This window comes from Gramella sp. KN1008 (assembly GCF_004332155.1).
Classification (GTDB): Bacteria; Bacteroidota; Bacteroidia; order Flavobacteriales; family Flavobacteriaceae; genus Christiangramia.
The window spans coordinates 1-20,566 of the sequence record NZ_SJDV01000016.1; the positions used below are offsets into that span (position 1 = coordinate 1).

Below are 20,566 nucleotides of genomic sequence, written 5' to 3' on the forward strand. Positions count from 1 at the left end.
TACCGAATAATTTTGTTTCCTGACCTGGTATACTTTTAGTATTATAAATATAAAGCTCCTGATTATTTCCTGAGTAATACGAAATACTGTTTACCACAAAAAGTTTATTTGACAGTATCTAAAAAAAATATTTTCGTAGTACATTCAGATGATGTCAACCGAATTCTAAAATATAAATCAAATGTTCAGCAATATTTCGAAAACCAAAAAGTCGGTGTTTTTTTAGATCAGTTAATCCCCTTCTCTTATAAAGAAAAAATTCCTGAAGGATACGAAGATAAATATTATGCTCGGTTAGAAAACAGTTTGAAGTATATGAAAGCAAAATTGGACCTGGATGACATTATAATAGCGATGCATCCCGAGAGTCGAATTTATCAGCAACAGTTAAAAGATAGATTTACTTCATTCCAAAAATCCTATGGAAAAACCGAGATGCTTATTGATTCCGCTTATATTGTTTTTGGGCATTTTAGCACCTCTATTGGTATTGCGGCTTTTCTAAAAAAGCCGATTATAATTTTGAAAGATTCTACATTATTCAGTATTGCAAAGATTAAGAAATTAAGTAAAGAAATATCTAAGGAATTAAATTTAAGTGAGATAGATATGGAGAACAACGACTTACTTATAAGCGATAATCAAATTCCTGATTTTAAAGCTTATAATAGATTTATTAAAAAATTCATGAAGGATAGTGAGGTAAACGAAAATTCTTATTATCATACAATTACCACGATTTGCAACACTTAAGAGCATGCCTGATAGCACATCAATTTTTCTTATTTCGACTCCTTCCCAGGCATTGTTTTTATATCACAATCGCACTGTTGTAGAGAATTCCATTCTTATTATCACTGCAGCCTCAAAAAAGGATATTAATAATATTTTTAAAACTCTGGAACCCCTAGGGTGGCAAAGAACCTTGGTATGGCATATTCCCGGGGGAAATAATATTGGCTCATATTGCCGCATAATTGAGCTTCGTTTTAAAATTTGGAGGTTAAAAAAAAACTATACAAATATTGAGAAAGTATTCTTAGGAAGCTTTAATAATATTTACCATAAAGCTGTTGCGGCGGAATTCGAAAAAAGAGCACAGATTTTTTTGCTTTACGATGGCTTACAAGTTATCACAGTTTCAGATTACCGCCTAGGAAATGTGCGCTATACTAAAAAATATCCTAAACTCCATGAGCTTCTTGGTTATAGAACACCTAATTTCGAAATGGTTCATTATATTACTCCATTTCCTTTAAATATAAAGGAGAATGATTCTATAACTGTTAAAAATATTGCACATCAGGATTATAAAAATAAAGAAGTTTTAGAGAATGACATTTTTTTTATTGGTCAACCATTAGTAGAAGTAAATTTTGTTTCGAAACAGGATTACCTGAAATTTTTAAAACTAATTATTAATGACTATTCTCATAGTCACTTTACCTACATACCCCATCCAAGAGAAACTACTGAAAATCTCCAAGAGATTTCTGCTATAACAAGGGTTCAGCGATGTGATGTTATTTTTGAGGAATTTTATAAACATTCGAAAGTGGTTCCGGGGAAGATTATTTCGTTTTACAGTTCTGTTTTGCTAAACCTATATTATTTTGGGGCTGAAATTGAGTTGATTTCTTATGAGATCCCCCAGGGAAGTATTCTTTCCGCTAGATATATTCAAAATATAAACCCGGTATATAATTTCTTTAGAAATATTCCAGGATCAAATTTTAAAATGAAGCAATTAGGCCTAAATAAAAGTTAAGAATGGATCAAACACAAATAAATGCGGTTTATGAGATGAATGATAAAGTCTCTGTGATTATGGCTACCTATAACAGAGCTTACTGTATTTCAACGGCCATTGAAAGTATTCTAAAACAGACCCACCAAAATTGGGAGCTACTGGTTATGGATGATCAATCAACGGATAATACGGCAGAAGTTGTAAGAAAATATGTAGACCAGGATGAAAGGGTTAAATATCATCGACTTGAGAAGAACCTGGGATGTAGTGGTGCTCGTAATGAAGGAATGAAAATTTGTGAAGGTGATTTTATTACGTATTTAGATTCTGATGATGAATATGATTTGCATAAGCTTGAGAAGCAAGTAAAAGTTTTTCGTGAATCCTCGAAAGCAAATTTAGGTGTAGTTTCTTGTGGAGCTATAGATTTCATGGATGGGAAGGAGTATAATCGTAGAATGCCAGTTCCTCAGGAAAATTTATATATAAGTCTCTTGGAGAAAAGAAAGAATCTAGGGGCAGGATCGCCCTTTTTGATGGTTAAGAGGGAGGTGGTTTTTGAGGATAAAATTTTTTTCGATCAGGATATGCCGGCTATGATCGATTGGGATTTCTTATTACGTATTTCCCGTAAGTATGAATTTGATTTTGTAGAGGAGTATTTGGTATTTGTTAATCACCACAGCAATGACCGCATGTATAATTATGATAGTGCGATTAAGGCGCTAAAACTGGAGTATAATAAGTATATGGAGTGGTTTAAGGAAAAGCCGGCGTCGCATTTCAAATTTGTTAGGTATTCTGCTTTATTAATGGCTCACTATCAATCCGTTGAAGTAGCGAAAGCATTTTTAAAGGAAAGTGTAAATAACTTTGACGATAAGGAAAGTATAAGAAAAATCAAGATTTTAAAAGGTTTTATGCCATTGCTGAAGATAAAGATTTTAAGACTATTATATTTAAAAATTCTCAATGATTAAATGCCCGAATAAATAAAAGCGAATATTTTGGAATAGATACGCTCCCATTATAGAGTGTGTCATTTTGATTAAATAAAATACCTATAATGCCAAAAGTTTTATTTTTAATTGACACCCTGGAGGTGGGGGGGGCTGAAACCAGTATTCTGGAAATCGCATCACGGCTTAAAAAGTGGAAACCGGTAGTGATTAGTATTTATAAAGGTGATACCCTGGTTGATCGGTTTCGGGAGAAACAAATTAGAGTATATACGCTTAATTCAGAAAAGAAATTTAACATTACTTCAGGCCTGAAGGATATTGGGAAAATTATAGAAAAGGAAAGGCCAGATATAATCCATGCTACTTTATTCAGAGCAGAACAATTTAGTAGAATATTAGGGCCTAAATATAAAGTTCCAGTGATAAACAGTTTTGTTAATGATAGCTATTCGCAGGAGCGTTATAAGAATTTAGATTTACAGGGAGTTATTAAACTTAAATTTTATCAGCTTTTTGATAGGATAACAGCTTCCAGGGTCGATAAATTTATGTCTATTACAAAAGCCATAATTCCTAATAACGCCAATGCTCTAAAGATTAATCATAAAAATATAGATGTAATTTATAGGGGGAGAGATATTTCTTCTTTCAGAAAAAAGGGAAGCATGCAATTGGAACAGCTGGGTAACTTAAATAATGGCCCCGTCATTCTAACAGTATCCCGGCTGCTGAAAAGAAAAGGTTATGTCGAGTCAATTAAAGCAATGGCAAAGGTAATAAATATCCGACCAGACGTGAAATATTTAATTGCCGGAGAAGGGCATGACAGGCCGGTTTTTGAAAAATTAATAGCCTGTCTGGAATTGGAAAAAAATGTTCAGCTACTGGGAAATCGTAGCGATGTTCCTGGCTTACTCCAACTCGCAGATATTTTTCTGTTCCCATCACATTATGAAGGACAGGGCGGAGCTTTAGTAGAGGCAATGATTATGGGAACCCCGATAATTGCTGCACGTATTCCAGTCATAGAGGAATCTGTTGAAGATTTAAAATCAGCTCTTTTGTTTGAGCCAAAGGATGTAGAAGATTTGAGTAATAAAATTCTGTGGGCTTTAGAAAATTCTGAAAATATGAGAGAGATTGGCAAAAATGCCATGTCTGTGGCTGAAGAGAGATTTGATATAGAGGTAGTAGCCAGTGAACATGAAAAACTTTATAGTAAAGTTTTGAAAGAACATAGTCCTGAGGTATGAAGGTATTATATCTAATAGATACATTAGAAGGCTATGGTGCCGAAAAAAGTCTGGTAGAGATTACCTCAGGCTGTACAGAAATCGTTCCTGTATTTGTGCATATTTATCAGGGAGATCTGCTTAAGCCTCGGTTGGAGCATGCAGGCATCAAAGTTTACTCACTGGATTTAAACCAAAAATATGCTTTTAATAAAGCTCTAGAAAAACTTATACCAATATATCTGCGAGAAAAACCCGATATAATTCATGCCACCCTCTTCCGATCTGAAATTATCGCACGAAAACTAAAACAAAAATTTCCTAATATCTGCCTTATAGGAAGTTTTGTAAGTAATGCTTATTCTTCTGAAAGATTGAGAAGGAAAAATTTATTGGACAAACTTAAACTACAGTTTTTCTTTAATCTTGATCGCCGAACCGTGAAATATGTGGATTATTTTATTTCTAATTCACATACTATTAAGGACCGAACCTGTGAAGCTCTGAGAATTGATTCACAGAAGGTAGAAGTAATCTATAGGGGAAGAAGTAGTTCGAAGTTTGACCCCAAGACGAATTTGGAGAAGTTTCCTTACTTAAATAACCATAACACTATATTACTAAATGTAAGCCGATTAATTCCATTAAAGGGCCAGGAAGACCTTTTAGAGGCATTACCTGAAATCATTAAACGGTTCGGGAATGTCTCTCTCATATTTGCTGGACATGGCGCCTACAGAGAATTTTTAGAAGAAAAAGCAAGGTTTTTAAAAGTAGAACCCCATGTACATTTTTTAGGAAGGGTTGATAATATTAATAAACTTTTACTTCACGCTAATATATTTCTTTATCCTTCATATTCGGAAGGGTTGCCTGGTGCTCTTATAGAAGCTATGATGGCCGAACGAATTATAATCTGCTCCAATATACCGGAGAATTTGGAGTGTGTAGATTCTAATTCGGCTATCATTTATAAAAAAGGAAATGTATCAGAGCTTTCAACCGCCATAATTAAAGTGCTGAATAATCCGGAAAAATATAGGTATTTAGGAGAAAATGCCCGTAAGCAGGCTATAAAAAAATTTGAATTAGGAAAAAGAATTGTCGATTATCAAGATTTTTATAAAAGAATTAAGGGAAAGCCAAAAAATAAAAAATTTCGAATATTACATTTAATTCAAAAGCCTCAAAATAGGGGAGCAGAAACATTTGCATGTCAATTAGCAAATCATCAGATTAACTTGGGAAATGAAGTGAAAATTGTTTCAATTTTTAAGGGAAATAGTACTTTGCCATGGCATGATGATATAAACTACCTACAAACTTCTTCTACACTCAGGTTGGTGGATGTGCAAGGCTGGAAAAAATTAAATAAAATAATTCGGGATTTTAAGCCGGATGTTGTACAGGCAAATGCAGGAGACACATTAAAATATGCTGTCTTTTCCAAAAAAATATTTCGATGGAAAACACCTATTATTTTTAGAAATGCGAGTGAAGTTGGTAAATATCTAAATAATCATCTTCAACGAAAATTAAACGATTTCCTTTACCAAAATGTGGATCAGGTAATTTCTGTATCCAGAACTTCTAGAAATGATATAATAACCAATTTTCCTATACTTAAAAATAAGACAATTGCAATCCCTGTGGGAATAGAAAACAGAAAAAAGATAATTTCGGAAGAACTTCAGCCAAGTGGATATAGGCATATAATACATGTAGGAGGTTTTACCTTTGAAAAGAACCATGAGGTTTTGGTCCGTATATTCGAAAAAATCTTGAAGAAACATGAGAATGTTCATCTGCATCTTTTAGGAGATGGTCCCTTAAAAAAAAATATCGAAAAACTTGTAAAACAACAATCCCTGCAGAAAAACATAAGTTTTTATGGATATGTGAACGATCCGCTACCATATATTAAGGCCGCAGATGTATTGGTTTTACCAAGCATTATAGAAGGCTTACCAGGAGTCATTTTGGAAAGTATGTATTGTAAAACTCCGGTTGTTGCTTTTAATGTGGGAGGTATGGCTGAGATTGTTGGTAAAGAGACAGGTCACTTGATTCCTCCGAATAATGAAGAGGCTTTTGTATATGCTGTCAGACAAATTTTAAAGGGTGATAATTCTGAAATTATTAGCAACGCATACAATATGGTTGAAACAAAATATCTAAATCGTAAAATTGCTGAAAGGTTCCAGGAAGCATACAATTTTCATTTTTGATTTAGGAATCCTAAAATTTTTCTAATTAATTGGCCGGGCAAGCATTTCCTTTAATTTTACACTTTCTATGGGAAAAATAAAAATCCTACACATAATAAAATCATTAGGTAGAGGCGGTGCAGAAATGCTTTTACCGGAGACCTTACTTCTCCACGATCTTCAGAATTTTGAATTTCACTATATTTATTTTCTACCTTGGAAGAATCAAATGGTGGATGAGATTGAGAAGGCAGGAGGAAAAGTGAAATGCTTTCCGGCAAAAAATAATGTACAACTCCTATTAAGGGTTAATGAGGTAAGCAAATATTGTATAACTCATCAAATAGATCTAATCCATGCTCATCTTCCCTGGTCTGGTTTTCTGTCGAGACTGGTTCATGTGAAGAATAATATTCCAGTAATTTATACGGAGCACAACATCCAGGAAAAGTATCATTTTGTGACAAGATCTCTAAATAAATGGAGTTTTAACTGGCAAAATATTGCCCTGGGTGTCTCTAATGATGTGACGAACTCAATTCAAAAAAATATTAAGGTAAAAATTCCAGTCAGAACTTTGTTCAATGGAGTAAATACACATAAATTTTCGGTTAATGAGTCTGCAGGGGATATAATAAAACGAACATATAGTATTCCTGAGGATGCTATTGTAATTGGGAACTTAGCTGTTTTTAGAGAACAAAAAGATTTAATAACCTGGTTAAAAGCCTTTCAAAGAATTAAATCTCTAAATCCCAAAGTTTTTGGTCTCCTGGTGGGAGCTGGACCCGAAGAAAATATTATAAAGGAGTTTATAAAACAAGAAGAAATTCAGGATTTAATACTTCCTGGGCTCCAAAAGAATACTATACCTTACTTTTCGGCATTTGATATTTTTATGATGAGCTCAAAATTCGAGGGCTTACCTATAGCTTTATTAGAAGCGATGAGCATGGAATGTGCTATTGTATCTACTAAAGCAGGGGGGGTTGCCGAGGTTGTTCAAAATGAAGATAATGGATTTCTGGTAGAAATTGAAGACCATAAAAGCCTTGCTTCAAGGAGTACCACTCTTATTAATTCGCCCGCTTTATTAAGGCATTACAAAATGAAAGCCCGGGAACGCGTTTTGTCTAAGTTTAGTCTTACTAAAATGGTAAAAAATATCGAAAAAGAATATAGACAACTATTGGAAGTTTCCAATTCTTAATATTAGCAATCAATGATCATTAGAAAAGCTACGATAGAGGATTTACCGGAGATAGTAAAGGTCTTAAAGGCTAGTTTGGGAGAGGAACAATTGGCATTATCGGAAGAAATATGGCGGTATAAACATTTTCACAATCCTTTTGGTGAATCTATAGTACTTGTGGCTGAAGTTGATAAAAAGATAGTAGGGGTACGTGCTTTCATGAGGTGGAATTGGCAAAAGGGGAAAAGTGTTCTTACTGCATTACGAGCGGTGGATACCGCGACACATCCACAATTTCAAGGTAGGGGGATTTTTAAAAAATTAACCCTCAAGGCTGTGGAAATAGCTAAAATGAATGACGGGCATATGATTTTCAATACACCTAATGATCAGAGTAGACCGGGATATTTAAAAATGGGGTGGAAAATCGTTGGGAAAATTAAGGTGGGAATTAAGGTTTCGTTCTCCTTTATTCGGAGACCATCCGATCGTAATTATGCTGTGAACATTGATGATGAACAAAAGCTTTTAGAATTGTGTTCTCAGTGGAATAATAATTTAGAAAAGGAGAAAGGACTATTCACTCCAAAAAGTTTATCTTTTCTAAAATGGAGATATAATAATAATCCACTTCAGAAATATGAGGTCATTTTTGAAAATGGAGTGTACCTTGCAGGTTATGTGAAAGTAAGAAAAGGTTTGAGAGAATTTAGAATTGCAGAATGTATATATGATCGTACCAAGAATAATAAAAAGCAAATTTCAGGAATAATTAAAGGTGTTGAAAGAAAATTCGGAATTCATTTTGTAAGCTATGCCCCACAGCTACTATCGCTTCCTGGAATAATAGGATTCTATGGGCCCGTTTTAACTTTGAACTCTTTGAACCTGTCCTTAGCTGAAGATAATTACTGTTCTGGGATAAAAAACTGGAATAATTCATTAGGAGATTTGGAGCTATTTTGAGATGATAGGCGTAATATTTTTAATATTTGTTTTTCTTTTACTGAATCAAATAATATTCAGTTTTTATTCTAAGAAATTTCCATGGTTCTCTACCAAAAAGATGAATATATTATACCTTTATCACACTTTATTTTATGGTGTATATTCTTGGTATGCTTATAATAACAGATCAGATTCTCATAAATATTACGAAACTTTAGAGTTTCATACCGGAGGTTGGTGGGATTTATTTGGAACTGACACAAATTTCATCCATTGGTTATCATATCCCTTTTTTAAAATAGGTTTTAATTATGATATGCTGATGTTCTTATTTGCCTGGTTTGGATATTTAGGTTTTGTCTATGCATATTTATTTTTTAGAGAAAAAATCCCTATTAAATATGATTTTCATGGGTTAGACCTATTAACTCTCATTTTGTTTTTTCCTAATATGCATTTCTGGACTGCTTCATTGGGTAAAGGCGCCCCTATTTTTTTAGGATTAATGATGTTTACTTTTGCTATTATTAAACCCAAAAAAAGGCTTATACCTCTGATCCTTGGCTCCATTGCTATATTTCAAATACGTCCCCATATGTTCCTGTTCGTAGCTGTGGGGACCGTACTGGGATATTTAAGTGGTAGACAAAAAATTCCTTTTTGGCAAAAAGCTTTGGTGTTTATAGCTATGGGAGGTGCTGTAATCTTGCTTCAGGATACCATATTAGGAGTTATGGGGTTACAGGGGGCTGATAACATAATCGAAGAATTTGAATCTGTTTCAGAAAAAAAAGCTGAAGATTTAAGTGATGCCGGCTCAGGGGTAGATATGTCTTCCTATCCATTACCTTTTAAATTATTTACATTTTGGTTTCGGCCATTATTTGTGGATGCTCCAAATATTTTGGGTTTGATTGTTTCAATGGAAAATTTGATATATCTAATACTTTTTATGAAAATAGTGAAAGGTGATTTTATCAAATTCATAAAAAAATCTCCGGCAGTTGTTAAAATGAGTTTTGTGATATTCTTTGCCACCTCTTTTGCCATGACTTTTGTAATGTCTAACCTCGGAATTATAATGCGACAAAAATCCATGGTGATGTACTTTCTGTTTTTTGTTATATACTATTATCTGGCTCAGAAGAAGTATGATAGAATATTGAAAATGAAAAGAATAAGAGAATTTAAAATTAACAAGGCAAAATTAGCGGATAATTAGAATATAAGAGATATGACGCATGGATCTTTGGTTATTTCTTTGGATTTTGAATTACTCTGGGGAGTTTTTGATAAAGTAAGTTGGGAAAAGCAGGAAGCCTACTTCCTTAATACCCGTCAGGTTATTCCTGAAATTTTGAAATGCTTTGATAACCATAATATTTCCTGTACCTGGGCAACTGTAGGCATGCTATTCAATGAGAATTGGGATGAGTGGAATGAAAATTCACCTTTGCTCCAACCCGGTTATAAAGAACCTCGACTTTCAGCTTACAAGTTTGGTAAGAAGATTCAATTTTCAAAAACCGAAAAATTATGTTTTGCACCAGATTTAATAAAGTTAATTAAGGAAACACCAAAACAGGAGGTGGCAACCCACACCTATTCACATTATTATTGCCTGGAACCGGGACAAACAGAGGAGCACTTCAAAGCAGACATACAAATGGCGGTAAACCTTGCCTCCAAATTTGGAAGTAAACTTACCTCTTTAGTCTTTCCACGTAATCAGTATAATAGTTCATACCTGGAAATATGTAAAGGTATGGGTATTCAAAATATCAGATCCAATCCCTGCAATTGGTATTGGAAGGATATTCAAAAGGATACTTTACTTCAAAAGATCTTCAGAACTTCAGATGCTTATCTTGGGCCTATGGATAAATCCTATAATTTAAAGAAAGAATCAACAAATGGGTTATTGGAGCAAAGAGCGAGTAGATTCTTTAGACCTGTTTCCGGTGTAAGTGTATTAAACAAACTCAGATTAAAACGTGTGTTGAAAGAGATGGAAGAAAGTGCCAAGAAGGGAGAAATCTATCATCTCTGGTGGCATCCTCATAATTTTGGATCTGATCCGGTTAGAAGCATGGAGGAGTTGAATATTATTGCAAGAACTTTCAATAAGTTGAATCAGCAATATGGTTTTCAATCTAAAAACATGGATGAACTGGCCCAATCTTAATAAAGTAATATATTAATAGAAAGATAAGCTAACGTATGTGTGGAATAAATGGCTTGCTTGTTAATCGGCAAATTGAAGAGGATAAAATAAAAAACCGTCTGCTATCTATGAATAATAGTATAATTCATAGAGGACCAGATGAAGATGGTTTTTTTTCAGAATCAAATTCCAATTATTCCATTGGAATGGCAATGAGAAGGTTATCCATAATTGATTTGGCACATGGAAAACAGCCAATATTTAATGAAAAGAGGGATCTCCTTATATTTTTTAATGGCGAGATATATAATTTTCTGAGCCTAAGGGAATCTTTGATCAAGAAAGGTTATACTTTTCAAACCTCGTCTGATACTGAAGTCATATTAAAGGCCTATGAAGAATGGGGTACCCATAGTTTTGGAATGCTGGACGGAATGTTCGCTTTTAGTATTTATGATAAAAGGAAAAATAAAATTTTTATTGCCAGGGATTTTTTCGGGGAAAAGCCACTTTACTATACAAAAACAGATAAGGAGCTCATCTGGGCATCAGAATTAAAGTCTATCATGACCCAGTTGGAGGACAAACCGGAAATTTCAAAGAAAGGGCTAAATTTATACTTTCGTTTAACTTACATACCAGCTCCCTATTCAATTTATAAGGATATCTTCAAACTTGAAGCTAATCATTATCTGGAAATCGACGTAGAAAATTTTGATTTTGAAATTCATTCAATAAAGACTCTGGAGGAGCTTAATATTGATCCAGAAATAAGTTTTGAGAAAGCAAAATCAGTAACGCACGATCTAATAATGGAAAGTGTACAAAGCCGTTCTGTTTCAGATGTGCCTTTAGGTACTTTTTTGTCTGGAGGCGTCGATTCTTCTATAGTTTCCTTAGCTCTTGCACACCAGGTTGGAAGGAAAATAGACACATTTTCCATAGGATTTGAAAAAAAATCTTTCGATGAAACAGATAAATCACGTGTGGTGGCAAAATTAATAGAGAGTAATCACCATGAATTTATCATTTCCATCAATGATTTAAAGGATAAATTAGAAGACATTCTTTTAAATTTTGATGAACCGTTTGCGGACTCTTCCTCTCTCCCAACTTATATGGTTGCCAATAAGACTAGGGAACATGTAAAAGTGGCTCTAACGGGTGATGGGGGTGATGAAGTGTTTGGGGGCTATAATAAATATTATATAGGGAAGATGAATGAAAAATATTCTTCTTTTATACCCCAGGGTTTTCACGAGAAGTTTAAATCCGGATTGACCAACCTTCTAAGTACAAGTGATGATAAGAGAGGACTTAGATTTAAAATAAAAAAACTGGTGAATTCCATCAATTATGAGGGGAATTTCTATTATAATATAATTTCTCTTGCATTTCAGGAGAAAGAACTCAATTTACTTCTTAATAATGAATGGTTTGAGCCAAATATTTTTGCTGCTTATAAAGAAAAGGTAAATGATCAGGCTCACAGCTTGAGTGATTTTAGAAAAATTGATAAAATAATAAGTCTTGAAGGGGATATGCTTGTTAAAGTAGACAGAACAAGTATGTTCACCTCTCTGGAGTCAAGGGCACCCTTTTTGAATAAGAAGTTGTGGCAGTTAACGGATCAATTACCTGACTCCTATTTACTGAAAGGCTGGGATAAAAAACATATTTTAAAGGAAGCTTTTAAGGAATATTTTCCTAAGGATTTTCTCAATAAATCAAAAAAAGGTTTTGGGGTACCTGTAGGAGATTGGCTGCGGGATTATCTATTTAGTGAGTTAAAATCATATATTGAAAGTGATTTTTTGATTAAACAGCAGCTTTTTAATATTAATTACGTGCAGAATTTGGTTGAAAATCATTTGAATGGGAAACAAGATAATACTTTTAAAGTATGGGCTTTTTATTGTTTTCAAAAATGGTATACAAATGCTAACTATTAGAAAAGAGATAATGAAACCATATTCATTTTTTCGATAGGGGAATTATGTCAAAATTCAGCATTATAATCCCGACTTACAACCGTGCTTCATTAGTTACACGAGCGGTCAAGAGTGTGTTAAAACAGTATTTCAATGACTGGGAATTAATTATAATTGATGATGGATCAGATGATGGAACTAAAGAAACCTTAGAAGAATATCTGAAAGATGAACGTGTAACCTATAAATATCAAAATCGGTCAGGAGTATCTGCAGCACGAAATAAAGGGTTGGAGTTAGCTTCCGGGGAATACATAATTTTTTTGGATTCTGATGATGAATTATTGGAAAACCTACTTCATAGTCTGATTTCTATACCCCATACAAAATACGACCTTGTGTTCTGGAATACAAAAAAAATAAGTGGGGAACTGATTCATATTTGGAAGCCCACTAAGCTTGACATAATTTATCGAAATATTGTTGGGAGTTTTCTCTCGGGTAGTGTATGTTACAAAAAATCATTATTAGAAGAAGTTAAAGGATTTGATGAAAAATTAGAATTTGGTGAAAATTATGAATTGGGAATGAGGCTTACTCATCATCAAGAACTAAAAACATATATTCTGCCTGAAATTCATTTGATTTATCATGTGAATTCTAAATCCAGAGCGCGCAATGACCCGGGCGCAAAACTGAAATCTCTCATTTATCTTTTAAACAAGCACATAACTATTTATCAGACTGATAAATATTCTTATTCTAGATTACTGTACCAAATTGGATATCTTAATGAAAGATTAGGAAGAAAAAAAGAGGCTTTACAGAAATTTGAAGAAGCTTCCAAAGTTGCTCCTCGGTACTTGAAACCTTTAATTAAAAAGTTCCTATTAAAATTTAAGAGATTTAGTTCTTAATAAATCGGGTATTAAAAGGAATGCCTTAAGAGGGTGGTTGGTTAAATAATATATAAACAAACTTTTAACGATATTATGTTTTATAAGTTTAAAATGTATGCCAAGCTCACCGTTGCCATATCTTTTGTGATATCGTGAGAGCTGGGTATAAGTATTTATTTTTATTAATAATTTTTTTTGGTGTGCTTCTCCACTCCATATTCCATCACCATGTCTTCTATAAACATTGGGTTGGATATTAGAGCAGAACTTTGCTTTTCCAAAATACCCTAAAAAACTTAATAAAAAGCTATCGAGGTTAATTACCTTAATCATTTCTTCAGGTAATTCCTGTAATATATTCCTGAAACAGACGGTGGATAATTGAGGATGGAACTTCAGCCTTTGTAATTCATTTTGGGAGAGATCTAGTTTGGGTTGATCTAATTCATTTTCCGAAAGGTTTTTTCCTTCATAAGATTCCGAGAAAGAATGATAACATAAGACATACTTTTGATTTTCTTCTAGTATTTTAATCTGTGTTTTTAACTTTTTTGGATCGGTCCAGTAATCATCTCCATCACAAAATGCAATAAATTTTCCGCGGGCCTGGTAAAAGTTGTAGAAAGAATTAAAATTTCCGGTATATAGAGAATCAACCTTAATTTTATTTTCTGTATGATGAAGAAATAACCTTATTTTATCAGGGTATTTAAGAGCATAATTTATACATAATTCTCTGGTTTTATCAGAAGAGTTATCCTCTCCAATTAATATTTCATAGCTAAAATCTAACTCTTGAGTTAAGATTGAGTCTAAGCATTGGTGTATGTACCTCTCGTGGTTATAAGATTGAATGCAAATGCTTACTACAGGATCTAATGAAACAGAATTTGGAAAGTGCTCTGGCTCTATCTTTTGATATTTATCTTTAAAATCCTTAAAATTCAATTATAAAAATGATTTAGAGAATATTACTGAAGAATCAATAGACCTCAGTTTTGTTCCTTCATTTGTGTAAACAGAATTAGCTTTGGTATTTTTAGAAATGGCGGTATTCATTCCTATGATATTGTATTCACCAATTTCCACGTCATGACCAATAGATGAGTTTAAAGCTAAGAAGCTATAATCACCAATTTTTGCACCGCCCCCTATTAAACACCCTCCACTTATAAGAGTATGCTTCCCAATAGAACAATGATGTCCTATTCTTCCACCAAATATATGTGTATTTTCTCCAATGTCGACCATTGCTGAAATTGCTGACCCTTCACCTATAAAAACATTTTCTCTGATAATTAGATCATTCCAGGTAATTGTTTTTGAAGCGACAAAGCTAGCTATAGCTAAATCCATTCTTTTCGCAGTATTAAATATTCTACTTCTTATTTTATTGTTACCCACGGCAATAAACAGAGAAAAATCTTCTTGAAGTTCATTTTTCAAATTCTCGAAAGTATAAAGGGGTTGAAAAGCCGAAAGATCCTGAGAAAGAATTTTTTTTTTGTATTGGTTTTCTATGCAGAATCCTGCTACCTCATATTCCGAATCGTTTTGAAAAAGATAGGAGACATATTCTGCAAATTTTCCTACTCCATAAATGATCAAATTTTTAGTCATAGACGTGATTTGTTTCCTCAAAGTTAATTAAAAGAATTTGGTGATACTTTTTTAANTTTACTTAAAATTACAGAATTTTCCCACGTAGATATTTGACTTACAATCCTTTTCGATATAGTACAGTTAATTAAAAGAATTTGGTGATACTTTTTTAATATCAATTTATGATGTTTTAAGAGAAGTTTCTTCATCCAATTCCTCCAAACTTTTTCTTAATGGATGGTATAAAAAAGCTTTTAATACCCTTAATCCATAATTAACTGTACTATATCGAAAAGGATTGTAAGTCAAATATCTACGTGGGAAAATTCTGTAATTTTAAGTAAAACAATTAAGGTTGAAATTATGAGAAGAATAATTACTTTTTTAGTAATCGGGTTGCTATTTTCCTGTAGCGTGGAGGATGATTCAGTTCAACCCGAAGATCAAATCGTTGAAAGTTTTGCCATTGCTGAAGCCGGCTCATGTGAGGCAGATGTTTTTAATGTATTAGACGGAGGTGCCATAGAGGTAACCAATATTGAAGATGAGATTTATATTAAAATTAGTGCAAATCCAGGTTTTGAATTAGGTAAGGTAAGCTTTCAGGTTTCTAAAGACATTTCTAACTTTCCTGTAGAGAATAATGGAAAATTGAATCCACAGAAGCTTGCAAATAGCAAATCATTTGAGCCAGAAACTTTCTCACATACCTTAGGGGTAAATTGGACCGATTCAGAGAAGGCGGTTATTGCACTTTACGTCACTTTTAAACAAAAATCTGGACCTACAGTTTCCGGTTGGGCTGGAAATCTGTCTGCTGGAAATGAGCAGTGGAGTTATGTGGATTATGTTATGTGTACGCCGCAGGCCGATCCTTGTGAGGAGTTTTCAGCTGGTAGTGATAACAAGGGAGAAATTCAGTATAGTAATGCGAAAGCCATAGAAAGTAAAGATGAAGCAACAAAACTTTATCTATCATTGCTGGATAAAGGTGTGTCCCGAAACGGTACTTTTGAGCCGAGGATTGTGACTATAATTGAAATGTTTAATAATAATGACCTAAACGGAAATCCATATGGCGAATATTCTACCGTTTATACTATTTCTGAAGGGGAATGTTCAGCTTCAGTTAGGCTAACCTATGAAGTCATTCCTGATTTTAGTGATCCTATCTGTACTTTAGATGCGGGAGCTTCTAACTCCAAAGAAATAACTATTAGTGAAGCGCGGGCTTTGGAGAGCAAAGATGAGGTAACTAAACAGTATCTTAGCTTGTTGGAATCAGGTGTTCCTCGAGATGGCGTCTTTGATCCGCGTATTATGGAGATAATAGAGCTCTTTAATAGTAGAGAGAATCCCCTTGGAGATTATACAACACTTTATACAATTACGGATGGGGAATGTACAGATTCGGTTGAATTAACTATTAGGGTAGTAGCGGATTAAGGATAAATTTTTTATAAACATAAAAGATAGTCACCTTTTAGGTGACTATTTTTTTTATACCTGTGGAGATTCTACATATCTGCGGAAAGATACTACATGTTTCAATACCTATTAAAGGCGGAGTAGGTCTTAACTCCTTTATATCTAGGGAATTTCTTTTTTGGCAAAAGCTTTGCTTAAACCGTGGGCATAAAGATTTGTTATGGAAGGAAAATCGGTTTTAAATATTATAGAGGTCTTAGTTTTATTACCATTCATCTTTGAAATAAATCAGTGGGTCCTTAGAAGAATAAAAAAGAAACACTCTTTTCTACCTATTAGGAAAATGAATGTCCTTTTTATTTACCATCTACTCTTTGGGGTCATTTATTATTTGTATGCGCTTAGTAATCCTTCCGATTCAAAACGATATTTCTCAGTCCCTCACAATTCCACAAAAAGCTGGTTTGATTTCTTAGGAGTGGAAACCACTTTTATCGATTTTATTTCTTATCCCTTTATAAATGGACTTGGGTTCAGCTATGAAATGATGATGCTTTTATTTACGTGGATAGGGTACTGGGGCTTTGTATTCGGATTTTTATTTTTTAGGGAGAATATTCCTCAGAAAGTCATGGTTTTTAAGAGAATTGATCTTTTAACTTTGATTCTGTTCTTCCCCAATATGCATTTCTGGTCTGCTTCTCTTGGAAAGGGAGCTCCTATATTTCTGGGTCTTATGCTATTTGCATATTCCATTGGAAAAATCAAGGAACGTAAACTTGGTTTAATAATATCTTCTTTATTAGTATTTTCTATAAGACCTCATATGTTTTTGTTATTATGCGTAGGTAGTCTCTATGGCCTTTATTTTGGAAAAAATTTGCTTTCCAGAAAAAACAAGTTAATAGGAGGTGCTGCCATTTTAGCCGGCTTGCTTCTCCTGCATGAACATATTTTAGCAGTTGTTAACCTGAACGACTCTACTAATCTATGGGCTGATTTTCTTGCTTTTTCTTCCAGCAGATCTGAAGACCTAAGCTCAGCTAATTCTGGACTGAATATGGCTGGATATAGTTTGCCTGAAAAGATATTCACCTTCTGGTTCAGACCATTATTTCTTGATGCCCCGGGCTTTTTGGGATTAATAGTTTCTGTAGAAAATTTTATTTATTTACTCCTTTTTGGAAAACTCCTTCGAGTAAATTTCTTCCAGTTCTGGAAGAATGCTCCTTCCCATGTTAAATCGTGTCTAATGATATTCGTCCTAACTTCCATAGCAATGACATTTATAATGTCTAATTTAGGGATAATGATCCGTCAGAAAACAATGATTATGTATTTTATGTTTTTCGTTATCTATTACTTTCTGGCCTATGAGAAATCTGATGCGTTAAAAATAAAGTTGAACAGACTTAATGCAATTAAAACTGGACGGCTATCGAAAGTATAAATGTTATATTTTTTTTAACTCAGTTCAGGTGCTAAAAGATTAGACTTAGATTTGTATTCAAAACTACTAGATAAGTGCACAAACTTGTTCGAATCACTACCATCCCTCTTTCATTGGAAAAATTGTTAGAAGGGCAGCTTACCTTTATGAATGATCACTATGAAGTGATCGCAATAGCGGCAGAAGAAAGAAGACTTGAGAAATATGGCCGGCACAATGGAGTTCGAACTTTTTGTGTTGACATGACCAGGGCGATAACACCTTTTCAGGATCTGAGAAGCCTGTGGGTCCTGTACAAATTTTTAAAAAAAGAAAAGCCTCTCATTGTTCATACCCATACACCCAAGGCGGGAATAATCGGAATGCTGGCCGCTAAACTGGCAGGAGTGCCTTTGAGATTGCATACAGTAGCCGGATTGCCGCTTATGGAAACCAGTGGAGTTAAAAGAAGGGTTCTTGAGGCTGTAGAAAAACTGACATATAAAATGGCTGTTCGTGTTTATCCGAATTCCTTCGAATTAAAAAAAATTATACTTAAGGAAGGCTACATCAATAAAGATAAACTAAAGGTTTTGGGAGAAGGAAGTTCCAATGGTATTGACACGGGATATTTTAATCCAGCACTTTATAATGAGGAAATTAAAGGAGTAAGAGAAGAACTAGGCATACCCTATGAAGATTTCATTTTTATCTTTATAGGCAGGCTCGTGAAGGAAAAAGGTATTAAAGAGCTGGTAAAAGCATTTGTGAATTTGCAGAATAATCATCCTAACACTTCTCTTTTACTTGTAGGGCCATTTGAGCGGGATCTGGATCCCCTGGATGATGAAGTATTTGACTTAATTGATTCTCATCAGAAGATTTTCACTACAGGTTATCAGCAAGATGTAAGGCCTTATTTGGCGGCTGCTGATGTGCTGGCCTTTCCCAGTTATAGGGAAGGTTTTCCTAATGTTGTGATGCAGGCCAATGCCATGAACCTCCCGGCTATAGTAACTAATATCAATGGGTGCAATGAAATAATAACCGAAAGGGAGAATGGGATTATCATTCCGGTTAAGGATCAGGATGCTTTGGAGAGAGCCATGTTTAAAATGATGACGGATAAAGAATTTCGCTTGATTTTAGCTAAAAATGCCCGTAAATTAATTGAGAAAAAGTTTGAAAGAAAGACGTTTTGGGAAATTCTGTTAAAAGAATACAAAGATTTAGAGGCCTTTCATAAACATGATTAAATTCGCCGCAAGATATGAGCGCATGTTCTTTTATAACAGTTAAGGATGTATAGAAAAACCATTAAACCAATAATGGACTTCCTGGTCGCTTTTATTAGCCTTGTGGTAATAAGTCCTTTGTTGATTTTGGTAATTATATTGTTGAGCCTTGCTAATGGAGGTAAACCTTTCTTTTTTCAGAAAAGACCGGGTAAACATGGTAAAAATTTTAAAATTATTAAATTTAGAACCATGACCGATGCCAGGGATGATAAAGGTACTCTTTTGCCCGATGCATCAAGATTGACAGGTATAGGGAAATTGGTGAGAAAAACTTCTATAGATGAACTTCCTCAACTAATTAATGTGGTTAAAGGAGACATGAGCATTATAGGCCCACGACCTTTATTACCGCGATATCTCAATCTGTATACTTCCAGACAACGCAGAAGGCATGATGTGAAACCGGGAATAACGGGCTGGGCACAGGTGAACGGGCGTAACGCGATAAGCTGGACGCAGAAGTTCGAGTATGATGTATGGTATGTGGAAAATATATCCTTTTTGCTGGATTTAAAGATTTTGTTCATGACAGTTAAAAAAGTATTGGTGTCTGAAGGTATAAATACTAAAAATATGGCAACAACCGAACCATTTAACGGAAGTAATTAATGATCATATACGGTGCAAGCGGTCATGCTAAAGTAATAGTAGATATTATAAAATCTATGGATTGCCATTCGGTAGATTTTGTTCTGGATGATGACCCAGAAGTAAAAGAACTTGTCGGCTTTGAAGTGAAGCATCAGCTAACTGATGAAATGAAGGATCAAAAGTTAGTGCTCGCTATCGGTAATAATCAAACCAGGTATAAACTGGCCAATAAACTTCAGCAGAGCTATTGTTCAGCTTTAATACACAAATCCGCCGTAATATCTGATGAAATAGAAATCAGGGAAGGAAGTGTGGTAATGGCTAATGCTGTTATTAATTCTTCCACAGTAATTGGTAAACATTGTATTATAAATTCAGGAGCAATTGTGGAACATGATGTCACGTTGGAGGATTTTGTTCACGTTTCTCCCGGAGCTACAGTAACAGGGAATATTAATATAGGTCAAGGTACTCAAGTTGGTGCAGGGGCGATTGTAATCCCTGGCGTTCAAATTGGGAAATGGGTGACCATTGGAGCGGGTTCTGTAGTAATTGAAGATGTTCCTGATTTCGCTGTTGTAGTGGGGAATCCTGCAAAAATCATTAAATTCAATAGAATTGAAAATGAATAAACATCAAATATGTTTTTTACATCGGAAAGGAAAATTAAAATACACCCATAAGATAATGCAAAACTAGCGGGTATATGAAAAGAAATGTTGTTATAATCGGAGCTTCAGATTACTGTAAATATACTATAGATATTATCGAACAGGAAAATAAATTTCATGTATTAGGAATTTTTGATAAAAGTTTGAAAAATGATAAGTCATTCTACGGATATAAGATAATGGGTTATTTAAAGGAGTTAAAAGAACTTAGTAATAGAGATCCGGATATTTATGGAATTGTCGCAATTGGAGATAATTTTAC

At 34.0% G+C, this 20,566-nt stretch carries 18 protein-coding genes and 1 pseudogene; 17 read left to right on the forward strand and 2 right to left on the reverse strand.

Features of this window, described 5'->3' with window-relative positions:
- Positions 1–108: 108 nt before the first annotated feature.
- From EZJ28_RS15695 to EZJ28_RS15745, 11 genes are all read left to right on the forward strand, one after another.
- The gene (locus tag EZJ28_RS15695; RefSeq protein ID WP_131399622.1) at positions 109–753 is read left to right on the forward strand and encodes a hypothetical protein; all 645 of its coding nucleotides are present in this window, start codon (positions 109–111) and stop codon (positions 751–753) included.
- A 4-nt stretch (positions 754–757) separates the two neighbouring features.
- Entirely contained in the window at positions 758–1,768 is a 1,011-nt protein-coding gene (locus tag EZJ28_RS15700; protein WP_131399624.1) for a polysialyltransferase family glycosyltransferase, read from the forward strand.
- Between the two features lie 2 nt (positions 1,769–1,770).
- Positions 1,771–2,730, forward strand: a complete 960-nt coding sequence (locus EZJ28_RS15705; protein WP_131399626.1) for a glycosyltransferase family 2 protein — start codon at positions 1,771–1,773, stop codon at positions 2,728–2,730.
- A gap of 86 nt (positions 2,731–2,816) precedes the next feature.
- The gene (locus EZJ28_RS15710) at positions 2,817–3,965 is read left to right on the forward strand and encodes a glycosyltransferase family 4 protein (RefSeq protein ID WP_131399628.1); all 1,149 of its coding nucleotides are present in this window, start codon (positions 2,817–2,819) and stop codon (positions 3,963–3,965) included.
- A 95-nt stretch (positions 3,966–4,060) separates the two neighbouring features.
- The gene (locus EZJ28_RS15715) at positions 4,061–6,172 is read left to right on the forward strand and encodes a glycosyltransferase (protein ID WP_165499101.1); all 2,112 of its coding nucleotides are present in this window, start codon (positions 4,061–4,063) and stop codon (positions 6,170–6,172) included.
- A 67-nt stretch (positions 6,173–6,239) separates the two neighbouring features.
- Positions 6,240–7,361, forward strand: coding sequence for a glycosyltransferase (locus tag EZJ28_RS15720; RefSeq protein ID WP_131399633.1), 1,122 nt, complete (start codon positions 6,240–6,242; stop codon positions 7,359–7,361).
- A gap of 12 nt (positions 7,362–7,373) precedes the next feature.
- Positions 7,374–8,309: a GNAT family N-acetyltransferase gene (locus tag EZJ28_RS15725; RefSeq protein WP_131399635.1), complete on the forward strand. Its 936-nt coding sequence runs from the start codon at positions 7,374–7,376 to the stop codon at positions 8,307–8,309.
- Positions 8,310–8,409: 100 nt separating this feature from the next.
- Positions 8,410–9,513, forward strand: a complete 1,104-nt coding sequence (locus tag EZJ28_RS15730; protein WP_242670147.1) for a hypothetical protein — start codon at positions 8,410–8,412, stop codon at positions 9,511–9,513.
- Between the two features lie 12 nt (positions 9,514–9,525).
- The gene (locus tag EZJ28_RS15735; RefSeq protein ID WP_131399640.1) at positions 9,526–10,476 is read left to right on the forward strand and encodes a polysaccharide deacetylase family protein; all 951 of its coding nucleotides are present in this window, start codon (positions 9,526–9,528) and stop codon (positions 10,474–10,476) included.
- A gap of 35 nt (positions 10,477–10,511) precedes the next feature.
- Positions 10,512–12,407 carry an asparagine synthase (glutamine-hydrolyzing) gene (gene asnB / locus EZJ28_RS15740; RefSeq protein WP_131399642.1) on the forward strand — a complete coding sequence of 632 codons (1,896 nt, stop codon included), beginning with the start codon at positions 10,512–10,514 and terminating at the stop codon, positions 12,405–12,407.
- 44 nt (positions 12,408–12,451) lie between these two features.
- Positions 12,452–13,303: a glycosyltransferase family A protein gene (locus tag EZJ28_RS15745; RefSeq protein WP_131399644.1), complete on the forward strand. Its 852-nt coding sequence runs from the start codon at positions 12,452–12,454 to the stop codon at positions 13,301–13,303.
- Here the strand turns inward: EZJ28_RS15745 and EZJ28_RS15750 are convergent.
- Complete coding sequence (locus tag EZJ28_RS15750; protein ID WP_131399646.1) at positions 13,277–14,233, reverse strand: glycosyltransferase; 957 nt, start codon at positions 14,231–14,233, stop codon at positions 13,277–13,279. The genes EZJ28_RS15745 and EZJ28_RS15750 overlap by 27 nt on opposite strands.
- Positions 14,234–14,905, reverse strand: a complete 672-nt coding sequence (locus tag EZJ28_RS15755) for an acetyltransferase (RefSeq protein ID WP_131399648.1) — start codon at positions 14,903–14,905, stop codon at positions 14,234–14,236.
- Between the two features lie 345 nt (positions 14,906–15,250).
- Between EZJ28_RS15755 and EZJ28_RS15760 the strand changes: the two genes are divergently transcribed.
- The 6 genes and pseudogenes from EZJ28_RS15760 to EZJ28_RS15785 form a co-directional block, all read left to right on the forward strand.
- On the forward strand, positions 15,251–16,333 hold the full coding sequence (locus tag EZJ28_RS15760) for a hypothetical protein (protein ID WP_131399650.1): 1,083 nt from the start codon (positions 15,251–15,253) through the stop codon (positions 16,331–16,333).
- 325 nt (positions 16,334–16,658) lie between these two features.
- On the forward strand, positions 16,659–17,765 hold the full coding sequence (locus EZJ28_RS15765; RefSeq protein WP_242670148.1) for a hypothetical protein: 1,107 nt from the start codon (positions 16,659–16,661) through the stop codon (positions 17,763–17,765).
- 74 nt (positions 17,766–17,839) lie between these two features.
- Entirely contained in the window at positions 17,840–19,000 is a 1,161-nt protein-coding gene (locus tag EZJ28_RS15770; protein ID WP_242670149.1) for a glycosyltransferase family 4 protein, read from the forward strand.
- Positions 19,001–19,045: 45 nt separating this feature from the next.
- The gene (locus EZJ28_RS15775; RefSeq protein ID WP_131399654.1) at positions 19,046–19,651 is read left to right on the forward strand and encodes a sugar transferase; all 606 of its coding nucleotides are present in this window, start codon (positions 19,046–19,048) and stop codon (positions 19,649–19,651) included.
- Positions 19,651–20,265 carry an acetyltransferase gene (locus EZJ28_RS15780; RefSeq protein ID WP_131399656.1) on the forward strand — a complete coding sequence of 205 codons (615 nt, stop codon included), beginning with the start codon at positions 19,651–19,653 and terminating at the stop codon, positions 20,263–20,265. Before EZJ28_RS15775 ends, EZJ28_RS15780 begins: the two co-directional genes overlap by 1 nt.
- A gap of 74 nt (positions 20,266–20,339) precedes the next feature.
- Positions 20,340–20,566: pseudogene (locus tag EZJ28_RS15785) on the forward strand (transferase); the annotation flags it as partial.